Here is a 15,112-nt window from a genome sequence, read left to right as displayed (position 1 = left end):
GCGACGCCTTCACCTTTAAAGGAGGAACGCAAGACTGCCTCTATCAGGGCTGCGCTCCCGGACCCTGCCTGACATCTCCCGCCATACCAGGCCCTGCGGCCTGTCCGTCGGCGCCCAGGCCGCCCAAGCCGCTTTGAGCGCTCGTCGAAACTACCAGTTCCATCGCATCGACCGCTGATAGCGTGCCCGAGCTCGCGTAGCCGTCTTCATTGGCGCCCTCGAGCGAATCGGCCGCCACGATGCCATAGACCTCACCATCCTGCATACCCGACACGCTTGCGACAACGGTGTCGAAGTCGTAGACCGCCGTGAACGAGCCGAGAACCGAGCCTTCTCCGTCCACGATTGCGACTGTCTTTCCGGCGCTGCCGGAAACGCTTGCCATGCCGAACGCCTGCGAACCGCTCGTGAGGTTCTGCGCCATCTCCCTGCCGCCAAGCGCAATGAGGGTTCCGCCGTCGATGGTTGCCTCGATGTCGTAGTCGAGCACATAATCGTCGGTATTGGGCGCGCCCTGAGCCAGAACTGTTCCGCCCGCGATCGCGATACTCCCGTTCGAGTCGAGCGTGTCTCCGCCCGACGTCAGAACGTAATACCCGCCTGAAATCTCTATCACGCAGGATGAATCGCCCATGCCGACGCCTCCTTCGGCCATACCGCTCTCGGGAGTTGCGCCGCGCACATCGGCCTCGCCCGCAGGCGCCCCGGCGGAAACGCCGGCAGCAGGCGCAGAGAAGGGGTCTGCCGCCGAAAGGGAGCCTTCGCCAACGGGGTCGGAAGAAGAAGCCACCGCTTCGGAGAACGACCCGTCGGCTGAAGACGAAGCGGCGTTGACCGCATCGTCGTCGGCCGTTACATGCACGGTTCCGCCGCGGAGATAGACACACTGGGCCTCGAGCCCTTCGTAGCACGAAACGACGCGCGCCGTGCCGTCGATTACCTCGAGCGTCGTCTCCGCATGGAAAGCGTCGTCGGCCGCCACGATATCGTACGTGCCGCCCGCAACGGACACCGACCCGTCGCTATGCACGGCGTCATCTCCCGAGTCCATCGAGAACTCGCCGCCCGCGAGCCTTGCATGCGTATACGCCTGGATGCCGTCGTCTTGCGCGGAGATATCAAAAGTACCGCCGTCTATGCTGACGAAGCCACGGGTTTCGTCTTCGTCGTTCGTCGAAACGAAGCCGTCTCCGCCTGCTTCGACGGTAAACGACCCGTCGGCTATTTTCACGCAGTCCTTTCCGCGGAATGCGTCTTCGACGGCGGAGACGTCATAGGTTCCGCCGGTGATAACGAGGTCGTCCTTCGAGCATACCGCATGCTGCCAATTGCCCTCGATGGAAAGCGACCCTGTCCCGTTCAGCGTCAGGTCGGCCTTGCTGTACAGCGCCGCATTCGGTTCGTCCGCCCCTTCCTCGAGCGTATAGGCAGACCCGTCTACAAGGGCATTCGTCGAATCCTGCTCGAGCGTGACGAAGCACTTGTCCGCCGAAAGGATCGAAATCGCAGGTCCGTCCTGGGAACAGACGGAGGCGTTCGAAAGCACGATCTGCACTTTGTCCTCGTCTCCCGCCTCCACCACGATTCTCCCATCGGCGATACTGCCGGATACAACATAGGTTCCCGCTGCGCTCACGCTCACCGTGCCGTCAACAGCCGTAGCGCCCAGACCCTGCACTTCAACGGAATCGTCCGACAGGCGGATATACGTCGCGTTTTCAGCATCATAACTTACATCCAAATCGCGCGAACTGTACGAGAAGTCCATGCCCGATTCGTCGGCTTCGGACTCAGACGACGTCGTCGCCTGCTCGGCCACCGAGCCGTCGGAGGAATCCTCGCTCGGGGTCGAATCGGCTCCGGAGGTGCATCCTGCGAGCAGAACAGCCGCCGAAAGGAAGAACATCACAATGACGGCCAAACAGAAGAGCCCACGGGATGCGACGTGTGCCGCTCGATGGCGCAGCGCGTCGTATTCGCTGCGGCCGGCGCCGAAATGCATCATCACTAGAGCACCTCTCTTCCGCCATAAAGACCAAGCGAGACCTTGAGATTGCCGTTGTGGCAGCGAATCTCGTCGAGAAATCTTTTCTGCCCCGCCCCTTCTTCGAGTTTCACCTTGTACTCGAGCTGATACAGACTCCCCATGTTCGACGTCTCCACCGAAACAAGTTCATGCTCCTTCGTGTAGCGCGCGAGCACGGTGTCGAAGGCGTTTTCATATTCGAAGTCCTCAGGAACGGTGATACGCAGCCTTTTCTCCTCGGCGTTACCCCGCCCGAACGGCGAAAGAACGTAAACGACGTTGGCCACGGCCACGATTGCAACGAACAGGACGGCCAGAAGAACGAACCCCATTCCCGTAGCCAAACCGACGGCCATAGCGAGAAAGACGCTGCCGATATCTTTGGCGCTGCCGGGAATCGACCGAAATCTCACCAGGTTGAACACGCCCATCACGGTGATTCCTGCGCCGATGTTTCCGTTCACCAGCATAATGACCATCTGAACGATAACGGGCAGCAAGGCAAGCGTTACGACGAAGTTCTTAGAATACGTGTGCGGAACATATAGATGACCGCAACGGCGGCGCCCAGCACGAGAGAGGCGACGCAGCAGGCGAGAAACCCCTCCGCCGAAACCCCCGTAACGCTCGATTCTGTCGCCGAAAGCATCGAAGAGAACAGAAAATCAAGCACAGACAGCCACCGCCTCTCTCTTGCCGTCGACGGGCTTCGAGCAGCGCTGCATGCAGCGCTTGTACGCCTCGCCGTATTTCGAGAAAGAGCACGGATATGCATTGCACTGAGCCAAAACGTCGGCAAGCCATTTCGGATACGACCCGCGCACCTTGATCTCCATAATCACCTCTTCGGGCCCTATCAGAGGCAGAAACGAAGAAGCACGCCTTTTCGCCCGCAGGTCGCAATATGCAAGCGACGAGTCGAACGTGATGCGAAGGCCGTCTTCCCCCGAGCAGCCGTAGCCGTCTTCGCCGATGGGACCGTACGCCGTGCGCACGCACGATGTAACGACCGACGCGCTCAGCGCGCCCCATCGCGACGCCAAGGCATCCACCTCGTGCGCCACCTGAACCTCTTCTTCATGCGAAGCGCAGGTGGTCTGCGACTCCCCTTTTGCAGGGAAAGCACGGCAGGCCTTCTCATACGGCATGCCGTCGAGGTAAGCGCGCGCCGCTGCGTAAGACATGCCTATGCGGCGCTTATAGACCACCCCATCGTATTTCTTCTTAATCTCGACGAATACCGTATCGTCTTTGCCCACGATGCCATAACCGCGCACGCGCAGCTTTTCCTTATAGAAAGGCTTTTCCAACGAACGGGCCACCATATCACGCTGCTCCGTGTCGAAGTATGCGCTTTTGACCACGGTGCTTCCGTACGCGTCGGGGGCAAGCCTGCCCTCCAATGCGTCAAGAATCGCGCGGTATTGATCGGCACTGAGCCTATATTTCGTCTCTTTGCGTTCGAAGACGCTCTGAACGTCGCGTGCCACGAGAATCTCCTTTCCATCCTGCGACAAGACAGCCGCATACGCTTCGTCTGGCTCGCAAGATAGGAAGCCGACCTGAAAAAAACCTGAAACGCAGCGTTCTTTTCAGGTTCGTGCGAGAGAGACTTTCAGAAAAGCGGTCGTATTTCCCTCAAAAGCGAATTCCAAACACGAGCAGAGCGGAAACGGAAAAGAAGAAAGAGGCAAAAGGCGCTTATGAATCGGCGCGCAAGAGGCCTACTTCCTTTCAGGTTTATTTCAGGCGGCGAATTACAATATCAGGAAAGACTTCTACCCTATGGAGGCATGCCATGAAGGTGCTCATTGTCGAAGACGACATAAAGCTCGCCCAAGCCCTCGGACGTATCCTCGAGGAAAGCGACTACACGGTCGATATGGTGCATGATGGCACAACCGGACGAGACTGGGCCGTCGTCGGAAATTACGACGCCATCATCCTTGACGTCATGATGCCCGGCATGGACGGCTACGAAGTCGTCCGAGAAATCCGCCACGCAAACATCGACACGCCCGTCCTGATGCTGACGGCGCGAGGCAGCGTGTCGGACAAAATCGCAGGGCTCGACCACGGCGCGGACGACTACATGACGAAACCCTTCTCGCCCGCAGAGCTCATGGCTCATCTTCGCGCACTCATGCGCAGGCAAGGGTCGGTCATCTTCGAGACCGTCGACGCGGGAGACGTCTCGCTCAAGCTCGACAGCCACGAGCTCGTACGAAACGGGAAAACCATCCATCTCAGCAAGACGGAATTCGCCCTGGCAAAGATGCTCATGTCCAACAAGGAACGTATCCTCCCCAAAGAGATGATCATCGAGAAAATCTGGGGCATCGAATCCAACGCCGCCGACAACAACGTGGAGGCCTACGTCTCGTTTCTGAGGAAGAAGCTTCGCTACCTGGAATCAAATGCGCGGATAGAAACGATCCGTAAGATAGGATACAAATTAGCCGAATAAAACACGGCAGTCGCGGCCGCGATCACGAAACGCCTCCTCGAGAAGGAACCCATGCTCAAACGACTCCGCATCAAATTCATCGCGCTCAACATGGCGACCATATTCCTTGTGATGGTCGTCGTGTTTGTCGGCATTTGCCTCAACGAGCGCCAGCAGAATTTCCAAGAGGTGCAATCCTCCCTCGGAGGGGCCATTTACAAAGCCGCCGAAACGGATCGGAAAGCAAAAGCCCAGGCAGAGTCGGGCCCGCAAGACGGCGCCGAGGAATCGCAAACCGCCCAGCAAGGTCCGATCGACGCATCGTCGTCCGACCCCCTTAACCGGGAGAGCCCGCAGGCGGCATCCGAAGAAACAGGCGGCATGGTCTTGGGAAGAGGCGAAGAGTCCCCCGCCATTCCCGTGGCCGTATACCGCCTTTCGCAAGACGGAAGCCTTACCGCCGCATTCCCCGAGCAATCCATCATCTCCATCGATGAAAGCACCATAGAAAGCGCGGCGCAGACGATTGCCCAAGCAGCCGATGGAACAGACGTCCTGTCGGATTACGGACTCGTCTACATGAAGCGAAGCATGAAAGACGGCACGTACGTGACATTCGCCGATTCCTCGTTCGTCGAGCGATGGGAATCCCTCGCGGCCTCCCTCGCGCTGGCCGGAGCCGGTGCGCTGACCGTCCTCTTCGCCATCAACGTCTTCTTCGCCCGCTGGGCTCTTCGCCCCGTCGAGGAAGCCTGGAAGAAGCAGAGGCAGTTCGTCGCCGACGCCTCCCATGAGCTCAAGACCCCCCTGACCGTCATTCTGGCAAACTCATCCATTCTGGAGAAACACCCTGAGACCCCTCTGCGCGAAAACATGCAATGGCTGGAAAGCACCCGCGAAGAGGCCGTTCGTTCGCATGCAAGAGCTCGTCAGCGACATGCTCTCCCTCGCACAGGCGGAATCGACGGAAACATACGAGTTCGCGCGCACGAACCTAAGCAGCATCGTCTCCAAAGAGGCGTTGCAATTCGAATCGGTCGCATTCGAGCGCAATGTGACCATCGAAGACGACATCGCCGAGGGCATGCACGTGCAAGGAAGCACCCGCGCGCTGGAAAAGCTCGTCGGCACGCTGATCGACAACGCCTGCAAATACGCTGCGGAAGCAAGCAGCGTGACGGTGCGCCTCTCCCGCCAGGGGAAGAAGGCCGTGCTTTCCGTGCGAAACCTGGGAAACCCCATCCCCCAAGAGTCCATTGAACATGTTTTCGACCGCTTCTACCGAGCCGACAAGGCCCGAACCCACGACGACTCGCGAAGCTTCGGACTCGGACTTGCCATCGCCCGAGGAATAACGGAATCGCATGGAGGAAGCATCAAGGTCAAAAGCTCCGCCGAAGACGGAACCGTATTCACAGTGGTTTTGCCGCTGTCGAAGTAGACACGCTTTTCACTTCGTCCCCGCAAGCACCACGCACCTGGTCGAGGTCCAGGTGCACAGTTCGTCCTTCGCGGCCTTCTCCGAGAATCGGGCGCCGCCTTCGGTCTTCACCGTAAGCGCCTGACTGACGGCATGTTCATTCACATAGGGACCGATTACATCGAACAGCTCGGAATCGACCGACGCAGAACCGAAGTCTTCGGATTCGGGCGCCTTTAGAGAAGAGTCTCCTGCCAGCGGAATGAGAAAGACAGGCAAAAGAAGGCGGCATATCGCCGCCTTCCTCTCTCGATTTTCGATTCGCCGCACGACCAAAGCAAACGCCCAGGCCCAAACAAAACTAGGCCCGATTGCGCTCCTCGAGCAGCTGCACCGCCATGTCGCGAAGCTTGAACTTCTGAATCTTCATGGAAGGAGTCATGGGGAATTCGTCCACGAAGAAGACGCGCTTGGGAACCTTGTAGCGCGCGATACGCGGAATGGAGTATTCACGCACGTCTTCTTCGGTCATGTCCTCATAACCCGGACGCGTGCGAATGAACGCACCGACGATTTCTCCGAGCTTCTCGTCGGGAATACCCACGACTTGGGCGTCGAGGACGCCGGGCATGCCCAAAAGGAAGTTCTCGATTTCCAGCGGATAGATGTTTTCGCCGCCGCGGATGATCATGTCCTTGATGCGACCGGTCACGCGATAGTAGCCGTCTTCGTCAACCATGCCCAAGTCGCCGGAATGCAGATAGCCGTCCGCATCGATTGCGTTCGCCGTGGCCTCGGGCATCTTGTAATAGCCCTTCATGACGTTATAGCCCTTGCAGCACAGCTCGCCCGGCTCGTTCGGACCGCAGATGTGGCCGTCTTCCGGATCGATGACGCGCACGGAAACCGGCGGATGCTTGAGACCGACAGTCTCGCATTTATGCACGATGTCATCATCGGCAGATGTCTGCGTGAATACCGGGCTCGTTTCCGTCAGGCCGTAGCAGATGGTGATTTCCTTCATGTACATGCGGTCCATGACTTCACGCATGGTCTCGGGAGGACAGGGGCTTCCCGCCATGATGCCCGTACGAAGGCTGGAAAGATCGTACTGGTCGAACTCGGGAGAATTCAATTCCGCAATGAACATGGTGGGCACGCCGTAAAGCGCCGTGGCTCGTTCCTTGTGAACCGCCTGCAAAACCAGGCTTGCGTTGAAATCCTCGACGATGATCATGGTCGAGCGGTGCGTAAGACTTGCCATAACGCCCAAAACGCAGCCAAAGCAATGGAAGAACGGGACGGGCAGCGTAATACGATCGTCCGGCCCGAGCTTCTGCCCCTCGCCGATATAGAATCCGTTGTTGATGATATTGCGATGCGTGAGCATGACGCCCTTCGGATAGCCCGTGGTGCCGCTCGTGTACTGCATCATGACAACGTCGTTGTTGTCGAACTGCGCCTCGGCCTTCTCAAGCTCCTCTTCGGGCACATGCTGGCCCAACAGCACAAGCTCGGGTACGCTGTAGAATCCGCGATGTTTTTCAGGCCCCATGTAGATGAGGTGCTTCAGGCACGGGAATTCCTCCGACTCCAGATGGCCACGCTCCTGCGTGAGCGATTCGGGCACCAATTCACGGATGATTTTGATGTAGTCGACATCGCGATAGGCGTCGATGATACAGAGGGCCTTCATATCGGACTGCTTGAGAACGTAAGCGACCTCATGGCCCTTGTACACCGGGTTGACGGTGACCATGACGACGCCGATTTTCGCTGTGGCGTACATAAACGTCAGCCAGTCGGGAATATTGCGCGCCCATACGCCAAGATGATCGCCCGGCTTCAGGCCGATGGCCAGCAGGCCGCGGGCGAGATTGTCAGTGCGCTCGTCGAAGTCTTTATACGTCCACCGAAGGTCGCGGTCGGGATAGACCACGAATTCATGGTCGGGGTCGACCGCCACCTGGTCGCGAAAATAGCGCCCGATGGTCTTTTCGGTATGCAAGGGGTAGTCGATATCCCCTGGCACGGGAATGCGCGCAGGCTCCGATGCGTTTTCGTTATGCTCTTCAGTCATTCTTGAAACTCCTTAGACCGGCGTGTAGACAACAGCCAAGAACTTGGCTTTCTGGTTGTCATAAGCGCGCACCTGATGCGGAACGATGGAATCGTAGTAGATGCTCTCGCCGGGATGCAGGACGTAGACGTCTTTGCCGTACTCGATTTCGATGCAGCCCTCCATGCCGTAGAGCCACTCCTCGCCCTCGTGGGCAGTGAGCACATGATCGGTCGCGCCCGAGGGGTCGACCGTAATGATGAAGGGATCCATATGGCGGGAAGGACGCCCGGCCGCCAGGGAGAAATAGCTCAGGTCGCCGGCGTCGCTTGCGGTCTGCAGGCTCTTAAGACGGGCCACCTCTTCCATCTGCTTCGAATCGATATACGCAGGCCCAAGCTGCTCGTCATCGTCCATGAGGGTACCGAGGCGCACGCCGAGCGCACGCGTGATTTTGATGAGCGGAGCAAGCGAGGCGGGAAGCTCCCCGTCTTCAAGACCGATGATGATTTCGACGTCGCAGCTGCAACGGTCGGCAAGGTCTTGCTGAGAAAGGTGGTGGGCTTCTCGAAGCGTGGCGATCTTATGACCAAGCTTGTTGGTGTCAGACATGGAATCCTCCGTCCTCATTGTCCTGCAGATAAGGCAAGGCCGGCTCGTCGCCGACCGTTCGCCTTAGAAAAGCCGCCGCCGATATCCTCGAGCGGCAGCTTTCAAAAGCGTTGATTGAATACTTTAGCCAACTAAAGTGCCTGTATCATTTCGCTTGCCAAAAATAACAAAGTCGAAATGAACGCAAGAGCGTTATACAAGCCCGTCGACGTTTTTGGGCTCAAGCGGCTCTTCGACGACCTTCGCCGCCGCCTCGTCTTCCGCGCGGATGATGCCGCGGCGAATCTTGCCGTTCACCGTACGGGGCAGCGTGTCGACATACTCGATGATGCGAGGATACTTGTAAGGAGCCGTCTGGTTTTTCACCCACATCTGCAGCTCCTTGGTCAAATCGTCGGAAGGCTTGAACGGCTCGGCAAGCACGACCGTCGCCTTGACCGCGTGGCCGCGCAAGGAATCGGGCACGCCGGTAACCGCGCATTCGCGCACCGCCTCGTGGTCGAGAAGAACGCTCTCGATCTCGAAAGGTCCGATACGATACCCGTTCGACTTGATGACATCGTCGTTGCGACCGACGTACCAGAAGTAGCCGTCCTCGTCGCACCACGCGGTATCGCCCGTGTGATACCAGCCGTCGCGCATGGCCGCAGCGGTCTTTTCCGGGTTGTTGTAGTAGCCCATCATGATTCCCGGAGGGACAACGGGGTCGATTTTGATGCAGATCTCGCCCGTCTGACCCGCTTCGCACGGTTCGTCGTCCTCGTTAAGAACGACCACATCATACATTGGAACAGGCTTGCCCATAGAACCCGAACGAGGCTTGGAGTTGACCAGATTCGCGATGGTGAGCGGAGTCTCGGTCTGGCCGAATCCTTCGTAGATGGTCAAGCCCGTGTGCTCTTTCCAAAAATCGAATAGATCGGGATTGAGCGCCTCGCCCGCCGTGGTCGAGTGCACAAGCGACGAGAGGTCGTAGGAGTCGACGTCTTCAAGCATGATCATGCGGTACATAGTGGGCGGGCAGCATAGCGTGGTGATCTTGTATTTGCCGATGAGGCTCAAGATCTCGCTGGCCGCAAAACGATCGAAGTCGTACGTGAACACGCATGCTTCCATGATCCACTGTCCGTAATACTTGCCCCACACGGCCTTGCCCCATCCGGTGTCCGCGATGGTGAAGTGGATGCCTCCGTCGCTTTGCACGTTGTGCCAGGGCTTCGCGGTGAGGATGTGCGCCAGGGCGTAGCCGCTGTTGTGCATGACCAGCTTGGGATTGCCCGTGGTGCCGGAGGAAAAGTACATAAGCATGGGCTCGTCGGGAGACGTTTCACGGCGCTCGAAATCAGCCGAGGCGTTGCGCACGCCGGTGTTGAAGTCGAGCCAGCCATCTCGCTTGACGGGAACCGCGCAGATGCCCTCGGGGCCGCTGAGCGCAGGACCTAAGTCCATGCCGCAGGTGGCCTCGGAGCCGGAAACGACGAAATTACCCTTCTCGTCATGAGGAGAAAGCCCGCCGCCGGCACCGTTCACGAGCATCTTGACCTCAAGGCCCGGGCATAACGCCTCGACGTTGTCCACCACGTCGGCGATCGTTCCTACGGACGTGCAGACGAGAGCTTTGATTTCTCCGAAATTGAGTCGGTATTCAAGATCGTGTTCTTTCAGCATGAAGGTGGCAGGAACCATAACGGCTCCGAGCTTGTGCAGGGCCGTGGCAACGAACCAGAACTGATAATGGCGGCGAAGAATGACCATGACCTTGTCGCCACGGCCGATTCCGTGCTCGCTGAAATAATTCGCGGTCTTGTCCGACCAATATTTCATGTCGGCGAAGGTGAACACATGCTCTTCGCCTTCGGGGTTGCACCAAACCATTGCGTTGCGGTCAGGGTCGTTCTCGGCGATGTCGTCGACGATGTCGTAGCCGAAATTGAAATCCTCCGGAACATTGACCTTGAACGTTTCGAGCTGTCCTTCGCTGTTGAAGGACTCGGTAAGATAACGCTGGTTGATATTGCGCATAACAGTAGTCTTTCTGACTTGTACGCCGCAATCGAACCAAAACTTATAGTGATTTTGTTTTTGATGAAGCGGCGGCAGGATGAACGAGAAGTGGAAGCGCGAACGGCACTGCCTATATAAAGGGGCAGTGCCTAAAGAATCTTCTCATCCTGCGGCTTCATCACAGACGCCAGAAGGACGCACGGCTCGCCGCCGATGGCGACCATGCCGTGGCCGCGTCCGCTGTCATAGAGGATGACGTCGCCTGCGGCAAGCTCCTCGACATGCTTTCCGTCGTAGACGAAGCGCAAACGGCCACTGATGATGTAATCGAGCTCCTGGCCTTCGTGGAACGAAAGGTGGATGTCTTCCATGGGAAGCCCCGCCTCTTCGTCGGAGTACGGGATGGTAACCACGAAAGGCTCGCAGAGCTTATTGCGGAAGCTGGGCGCCTTGTGAAGGTACTCGAATCCCTCATAACGTTTCACCGAGAGGCCTTCGCCTTTGCGGACGAGAGAATACCCGGTGAGATGCGGGCTTTCGCCCGTCAGGATATCGACCACGTCAACGCCGAATTTCTCGGCGCAGCGGTACAAAAAGGTGAACGACAAATCCTGTTCGCCGCTCTCCTGCGCCGCATACTCGGCAACGCTGCGTCCTGTAGCCTCCGCCATCTCCTGCATGGTGAGGCCCAGGTCCTCGCGCAGCGCGCGAACGCGGCTGACGATTTCTTTGATATTGGGCTCCATGATTACTTCCTTCGTAGGTTTGCAAACTTTTGCGTTCTTCTCCGTGTGTGCTATTGTACTTTAGCGTACGATAGTATTCTAGCGCAATCGGGAAATGATAACTTCATCCGATTTATCGCATTGGAAACAATCGAAACGAAAGCAAAACGAGAGGAGAACCATGAATGAGCTTCTGCCCCTTTCGCCTATTACCGTCATTGCCGGGCGCTACGGCGTCGGCAAAACCAATTTCTCCCTCAATCTCGCCCTCGCCGCGCAAGAGCGCGGACAAGAGGTCACTCTGATGGATGTCGATATCGTGAATCCGTACTTTCGCAGCAGCGACTACACGGATTTCCTCGAGAGCCGCGGCATACGCATCGTCGCTCCCGTATTCGCGCAAAGCATGCTCGACACGCCAAGCCTTCCCGGCAGCATGCAAGCAGCAATCGAACACGCAAGCGATACGCACCCTCTCATTATAGATATGGGCGGTGACGACGAGGGGGCCAAGGCCATGGGACGCTTCTCAAGCGCCATCAAATCGGGAAACTCGCCCTATACGATGCTCTATGTGATAAACGAGCGCCGAGAGATCGAATCACCCGAAGAAACGGCGCAGATGCTGAAGGATATAGAGCGGCGATGCAAGCTCGAGGCGACAGGCGTGGTGAACAACACGCACCTCTCCGAGGAGACGACGCTTTCCGTCGTCGAGGCATCGGCTCCTTTCGCGGAAAAGACCGCCTCCCTGCTCGGGCTTCCCATCGTGTGCACCACCGTACCCGCCCGCTATGCGCAGCAGGCGCATGTCGTCCGTCCATTCCCCGTTGATCGCCACGTGCGCATGCCGTGGGAATAGTTTCGGACACTTTGTCGGGACCGTCCAAAAAGCGTCGCAAGAAACGTTGCCAGAAGGTAAAAACTTGCACCCGCCCAACGGAAAAAGCCCCGTCACCTTGCGTTCAACGCCCATTGAGACGCTATTCTGAAGAGACTACCCTCAAAGGGCGCTTTGTACGAACCTTGAAGAGCCTGCCCCGTTTACGCCCCGTGCCGCGACGCCGGCCCCCGAGCTGATTCGGGCAGGAATATACCGCCGAGACGGCGTTAAGGAAAGGTTGGACCATGCCGAAAATCGAAGTAGACGACTCCTATTGCAAAGGATGCGGACTGTGCGTCGATTTTTGCCCTCAGGGCATCATCGAGCTCGACCAGGACGTCATCACCGCCAAAGGATGCCATCCTGCTCGTCTAGTCGACGAGAACAAATGCACTGGTTGTGCAAACTGCGCCACCATGTGCCCCGATGTAGCTATTAAAGTGTGGAGGTGATACATATGGCAGAAAAGAACAAGGTCCTCATGAAGGGCAACGAGGCCATGGGGGCCGCCGCCGTGGCGGCTGGGTGCCGGCACTTCTTCGGATACCCCATCACCCCCCAGACCGAGCTTGCTGCATACATGTCCAAAACCATGCCTAAAATCGGCGGAACGTATCTGCAGGCCGAAAGCGAAGTAGCCGCCATCAACATGGTCTACGGGGCCTCTGCGGCAGGCGCCCGCACCATGACGTCCTCAAGCTCTCCCGGAGTCTCTCTGAAAAGCGAGGGCATCTCGTATCTGGCAGGCGCCGATTTGCCGGCCGTCATCATCAACGTGCAGCGAGGCGGCCCGGGTCTCGGCGGCATCCAGCCGTCCCAGGCAGACTATTGGCAGGCCACCCGCGGCCTCGGCCATGGAGATTTCCACTGCGTCGTCTTCGCCCCGAGCTCTGTTCAGGAAATGGCCGATTACGTCTACAAGGCGTTCGACGTTGCCGATGAATATCGCACGCCCGTCTTGATTCTCGCCGACGGCATGCTCGGACAGATGATGGAACCCGTCGTGCTCCCTGAGCCCAAGACCGAACTCCCCGAAAAGCCCTGGGCCACCTGCGGCCACCACAACAAGCGTCCGCACAACGTCGCCAACTCCCTTTACCTGACTGCCGACGCCCTCGAAAAGCTCAACATCGAGCGTTTCGCACGCTATGCGCAAATCGAAGAGAACGAGCAGGCAGCCGAATGCATCATGACCGATGATGCCGATATCGTGCTCGTCGCGTTTGGCGCTAGCGCCCGCGTCACCTTGAGCGCCGTGAAGAAGGCTCGCGAGAAAGGCATCAAGGCAGGCCTCTTGCGCCCGATTACCTTGTGGCCGTTCCCGAAGAAGGCCATAGATGAAACCGCCAGCACCGCCAAGGCCTATCTGACCGTCGAAATGAACATGGGACAAATGGTCGACGACGTACGCCTTGCCGTGAACGGCCGCGTCCCCGTGGAATTCTACGGCCGCACGGGCGGCGTCATCCCCACGCCCGCCGAAATTCTGGCTCAGATCGAAGCCCTCGCTGAAAAGGTAGGTGAATAACGATGGCTGAAGAAAAGGTTGTTTTCCAGCGCCCCGGCGCTTTGACCGACGCGGTCACCAACTACTGCCCCGGCTGCGGTCACGGCATTGTGCAGCGCCTGGTGGCTGAAGTCATCGACGAGCTCGGGGTAGAGGGCACCAGCGTGGGTGTAGCCCCCGTCGGCTGCGCCGTCATGGCCTACGACTTCTTCTCCTGCGACATGATCGAGGCCGCGCACGGCCGTGCGCCCGCGGTCGCAACCGCCGTGAAGCGCGTTCATCCCGAAAATCTGGTCTTTTCCTACCAGGGCGACGGAGACCTTGCTTCCATCGGCATGGCCGAGACCGTCCATGCCGCAACGCGCGGCGAGAAGATCACCGTCATCTTCATCAACAATGCGATCTATGGCATGACCGGCGGCCAGATGGCTCCCACCAGCCTTCCGAACCAGATTACCCAGACGTCCCCCTACGGCCGAGACGTCCATGCCGCAGGCTTCCCCATCCGCGTTTCTGAAATGCTGCGCGAGCTCGACGGCGTGGCATACATCGAACGCGTCACCGTCGACAAGCCCGCCAACGTGCGCAAGGCCAAAAAAGCCATCCGTAAAGCCTTCGAGTATCAGCTCGAAGGCGTCGGCTACACCTTCGTCGAAGTGGTGTCGACCTGTCCTACCAACTGGGGCATGAGTCCGCAGAAATCCTTCGAGTGGATGCGCGAGAACATGCTTCCCTATTACCCCCTCGGCGTTTACAAGGACGTGAAGGCGGAAGGCTTCGCCGACGTCTACGAAGCGGCCGCAGCGCGCGCCGCAGAATGTCCGATCGCGAACAAGGAATAGGAGGAGCCATGTCTCAGGATTTCAACTTCGTGTTGGCGGGCTTCGGCGGACAAGGCCTTCTGTTCGGCGGCAAAGTCATCGCAACCGCCGGGCTGATCGAGGACAAAGAACTCAGCTGGCTGCCTTCCTACGGCCCTGAAATGCGCGGCGGCACAGCAAACTGCAGCGTCTGCCTCTCCGACAACCCCATCGGATCGCCGCTGGTCATGGAGCCTAATGGCATCATCGCCATGAACCAGCCTTCGTTCGACAAGTTCATCGATCTTGTATCCGACGGCGGCGTTGCCGTAGTGGACAGCACGCTCGTGCCCACCATGCGCTACCCCGAGAACGTAAAGGTCGTCGAAATCCCCGCAACCGCCATGGCCGAGGAGAACGGCCTCAAAGGACTCGCCAACATCATCTGCGTGGGCAAGCTCTTCGCCGAGACAGGATTCTGCAGCGAGGAGACGCTGTTCGCCGCCATGGAACGCTGCATCCCCCCGCGCAAGCAGCATCTGCTTGAGCCGAATCTGAAGGCGCTCAGGCTGGGAATCGAAGCGTAGCGCTTCACCATTCGTTACTGTCCTCCCTCGCGATTCCTCACCG

16 protein-coding genes are annotated in these 15,112 nt (G+C 58.4%); 7 read left to right on the top strand and 9 right to left on the bottom strand.

Features of this window, described 5'->3' with window-relative positions; genetic code table 11:
• Positions 1–43 precede the first annotated feature (43 nt).
• The 3 genes from HMPREF9451_RS03230 to HMPREF9451_RS03220 all read right to left on the bottom strand — a co-directional run bounded on the left by HMPREF9451_RS03230 (position 44) and on the right by HMPREF9451_RS03220 (position 3,516).
• On the bottom strand, positions 44–2,005 hold the full coding sequence (locus HMPREF9451_RS03230; protein WP_009138872.1) for a carbohydrate-binding domain-containing protein: 1,962 nt from the start codon (positions 2,003–2,005) through the stop codon (positions 44–46).
• 2 nt (positions 2,006–2,007) lie between these two features.
• The gene (locus HMPREF9451_RS03225) at positions 2,008–2,526 is read right to left on the bottom strand and encodes a DUF4956 domain-containing protein (RefSeq protein WP_009138871.1); all 519 of its coding nucleotides are present in this window, start codon (positions 2,524–2,526) and stop codon (positions 2,008–2,010) included.
• Positions 2,527–2,691: 165 nt separating this feature from the next.
• On the bottom strand, positions 2,692–3,516 hold the full coding sequence (locus HMPREF9451_RS03220; protein WP_009138869.1) for a polyphosphate polymerase domain-containing protein: 825 nt from the start codon (positions 3,514–3,516) through the stop codon (positions 2,692–2,694).
• 308 nt (positions 3,517–3,824) lie between these two features.
• On the opposite strand from HMPREF9451_RS03220, the gene HMPREF9451_RS03215 reads away from it, so the two are divergent.
• Positions 3,825–4,493 (top strand): response regulator transcription factor, encoded by a 669-nt coding sequence (locus HMPREF9451_RS03215; protein WP_009138868.1) that lies wholly within the window; start codon positions 3,825–3,827, stop codon positions 4,491–4,493.
• Here the strand turns inward: HMPREF9451_RS03215 and HMPREF9451_RS10075 are convergent.
• On the bottom strand, positions 4,482–5,264 hold the full coding sequence (locus HMPREF9451_RS10075; RefSeq protein WP_009138867.1) for a hypothetical protein: 783 nt from the start codon (positions 5,262–5,264) through the stop codon (positions 4,482–4,484). The two genes, HMPREF9451_RS03215 and HMPREF9451_RS10075, sit on opposite strands and share 12 nt — an antisense overlap.
• Before the next feature lie 124 nt (positions 5,265–5,388).
• Between HMPREF9451_RS10075 and HMPREF9451_RS10065 the strand changes: the two genes are divergently transcribed.
• A complete protein-coding gene (locus tag HMPREF9451_RS10065) occupies positions 5,389–5,913 on the top strand; it encodes a sensor histidine kinase (protein WP_009138866.1) in 525 nt (174 codons plus the stop codon).
• 9 nt (positions 5,914–5,922) lie between these two features.
• On the opposite strand, the gene HMPREF9451_RS03205 is transcribed toward HMPREF9451_RS10065, so the two are convergent.
• The 5 genes from HMPREF9451_RS03205 to HMPREF9451_RS03185 all read right to left on the bottom strand — a co-directional run bounded on the left by HMPREF9451_RS03205 (position 5,923) and on the right by HMPREF9451_RS03185 (position 11,313).
• Positions 5,923–6,171 (bottom strand): hypothetical protein, encoded by a 249-nt coding sequence (locus HMPREF9451_RS03205; RefSeq protein WP_040625995.1) that lies wholly within the window; start codon positions 6,169–6,171, stop codon positions 5,923–5,925.
• Positions 6,172–6,253: 82 nt separating this feature from the next.
• Entirely contained in the window at positions 6,254–7,972 is a 1,719-nt protein-coding gene (locus tag HMPREF9451_RS03200; protein ID WP_009138864.1) for an AMP-binding protein, read from the bottom strand.
• Between the two features lie 12 nt (positions 7,973–7,984).
• Positions 7,985–8,563 carry a helix-turn-helix domain-containing protein gene (locus HMPREF9451_RS03195; protein WP_009138863.1) on the bottom strand — a complete coding sequence of 193 codons (579 nt, stop codon included), beginning with the start codon at positions 8,561–8,563 and terminating at the stop codon, positions 7,985–7,987.
• A gap of 192 nt (positions 8,564–8,755) precedes the next feature.
• Positions 8,756–10,585 carry an AMP-binding protein gene (locus HMPREF9451_RS03190; RefSeq protein WP_009138862.1) on the bottom strand — a complete coding sequence of 610 codons (1,830 nt, stop codon included), beginning with the start codon at positions 10,583–10,585 and terminating at the stop codon, positions 8,756–8,758.
• A gap of 131 nt (positions 10,586–10,716) precedes the next feature.
• On the bottom strand, positions 10,717–11,313 hold the full coding sequence (locus HMPREF9451_RS03185) for a helix-turn-helix domain-containing protein (protein ID WP_009138861.1): 597 nt from the start codon (positions 11,311–11,313) through the stop codon (positions 10,717–10,719).
• A gap of 160 nt (positions 11,314–11,473) precedes the next feature.
• Between HMPREF9451_RS03185 and HMPREF9451_RS03180 the strand changes: the two genes are divergently transcribed.
• The 5 genes from HMPREF9451_RS03180 to HMPREF9451_RS03160 all read left to right on the top strand — a co-directional run bounded on the left by HMPREF9451_RS03180 (position 11,474) and on the right by HMPREF9451_RS03160 (position 15,069).
• Positions 11,474–12,154, top strand: coding sequence for a nucleotide-binding protein (locus HMPREF9451_RS03180; RefSeq protein ID WP_009138860.1), 681 nt, complete (start codon positions 11,474–11,476; stop codon positions 12,152–12,154).
• A gap of 266 nt (positions 12,155–12,420) precedes the next feature.
• The gene (locus tag HMPREF9451_RS03175) at positions 12,421–12,627 is read left to right on the top strand and encodes a 4Fe-4S binding protein (protein ID WP_009138859.1); all 207 of its coding nucleotides are present in this window, start codon (positions 12,421–12,423) and stop codon (positions 12,625–12,627) included.
• A gap of 5 nt (positions 12,628–12,632) precedes the next feature.
• Positions 12,633–13,703: a 3-methyl-2-oxobutanoate dehydrogenase subunit VorB gene (locus tag HMPREF9451_RS03170; protein WP_009138858.1), complete on the top strand. Its 1,071-nt coding sequence runs from the start codon at positions 12,633–12,635 to the stop codon at positions 13,701–13,703.
• Between the two features lie 2 nt (positions 13,704–13,705).
• Positions 13,706–14,524 (top strand): thiamine pyrophosphate-dependent enzyme, encoded by an 819-nt coding sequence (locus HMPREF9451_RS03165; RefSeq protein ID WP_009138857.1) that lies wholly within the window; start codon positions 13,706–13,708, stop codon positions 14,522–14,524.
• An 8-nt stretch (positions 14,525–14,532) separates the two neighbouring features.
• Positions 14,533–15,069, top strand: a complete 537-nt coding sequence (locus tag HMPREF9451_RS03160; protein WP_009138856.1) for a 2-oxoacid:acceptor oxidoreductase family protein — start codon at positions 14,533–14,535, stop codon at positions 15,067–15,069.
• Positions 15,070–15,112 lie beyond the last annotated feature (43 nt).

This window comes from Slackia piriformis YIT 12062, assembly GCF_000296445.1.
In the GTDB taxonomy this organism is placed as follows: Bacteria; Actinomycetota; Coriobacteriia; order Coriobacteriales; family Eggerthellaceae; genus Slackia; species Slackia piriformis.
Note: the sequence above shows the minus strand (reverse complement) of the source record. Positions and strands in the feature narration are given on the sequence as shown.

Excerpts from the sequence above, each read along its gene's own strand:
- HMPREF9451_RS03230 (WP_009138872.1), bottom strand. The coding sequence starts at position 2,005 with ATGATGCATTTCGGCGCCGGCCGCAGCGAATACGACGCGCTGCGCCAT.
- HMPREF9451_RS03215 (WP_009138868.1), top strand. The coding sequence starts at position 3,825 with ATGAAGGTGCTCATTGTCGAAGACGACATAAAGCTCGCCCAAGCCCTC.
- HMPREF9451_RS10075 (WP_009138867.1), bottom strand. The coding sequence starts at position 5,264 with ATGGGAGGCGTCGGCGACGAACTGCCTCTGCTTCTTCCAGGCTTCCTC.
- HMPREF9451_RS10065 (WP_009138866.1), top strand. The coding sequence starts at position 5,389 with ATGCAAGAGCTCGTCAGCGACATGCTCTCCCTCGCACAGGCGGAATCG.
- HMPREF9451_RS03200 (WP_009138864.1), bottom strand. The coding sequence starts at position 7,972 with ATGACTGAAGAGCATAACGAAAACGCATCGGAGCCTGCGCGCATTCCC.
- HMPREF9451_RS03195 (WP_009138863.1), bottom strand. The coding sequence starts at position 8,563 with ATGTCTGACACCAACAAGCTTGGTCATAAGATCGCCACGCTTCGAGAA.
- HMPREF9451_RS03190 (WP_009138862.1), bottom strand. The coding sequence starts at position 10,585 with ATGCGCAATATCAACCAGCGTTATCTTACCGAGTCCTTCAACAGCGAA.
- HMPREF9451_RS03185 (WP_009138861.1), bottom strand. The coding sequence starts at position 11,313 with ATGGAGCCCAATATCAAAGAAATCGTCAGCCGCGTTCGCGCGCTGCGC.
- HMPREF9451_RS03180 (WP_009138860.1), top strand. The coding sequence starts at position 11,474 with ATGAATGAGCTTCTGCCCCTTTCGCCTATTACCGTCATTGCCGGGCGC.
- HMPREF9451_RS03175 (WP_009138859.1), top strand. The coding sequence starts at position 12,421 with ATGCCGAAAATCGAAGTAGACGACTCCTATTGCAAAGGATGCGGACTG.
- HMPREF9451_RS03170 (WP_009138858.1), top strand. The coding sequence starts at position 12,633 with ATGGCAGAAAAGAACAAGGTCCTCATGAAGGGCAACGAGGCCATGGGG.
- HMPREF9451_RS03165 (WP_009138857.1), top strand. The coding sequence starts at position 13,706 with ATGGCTGAAGAAAAGGTTGTTTTCCAGCGCCCCGGCGCTTTGACCGAC.
- HMPREF9451_RS03160 (WP_009138856.1), top strand. The coding sequence starts at position 14,533 with ATGTCTCAGGATTTCAACTTCGTGTTGGCGGGCTTCGGCGGACAAGGC.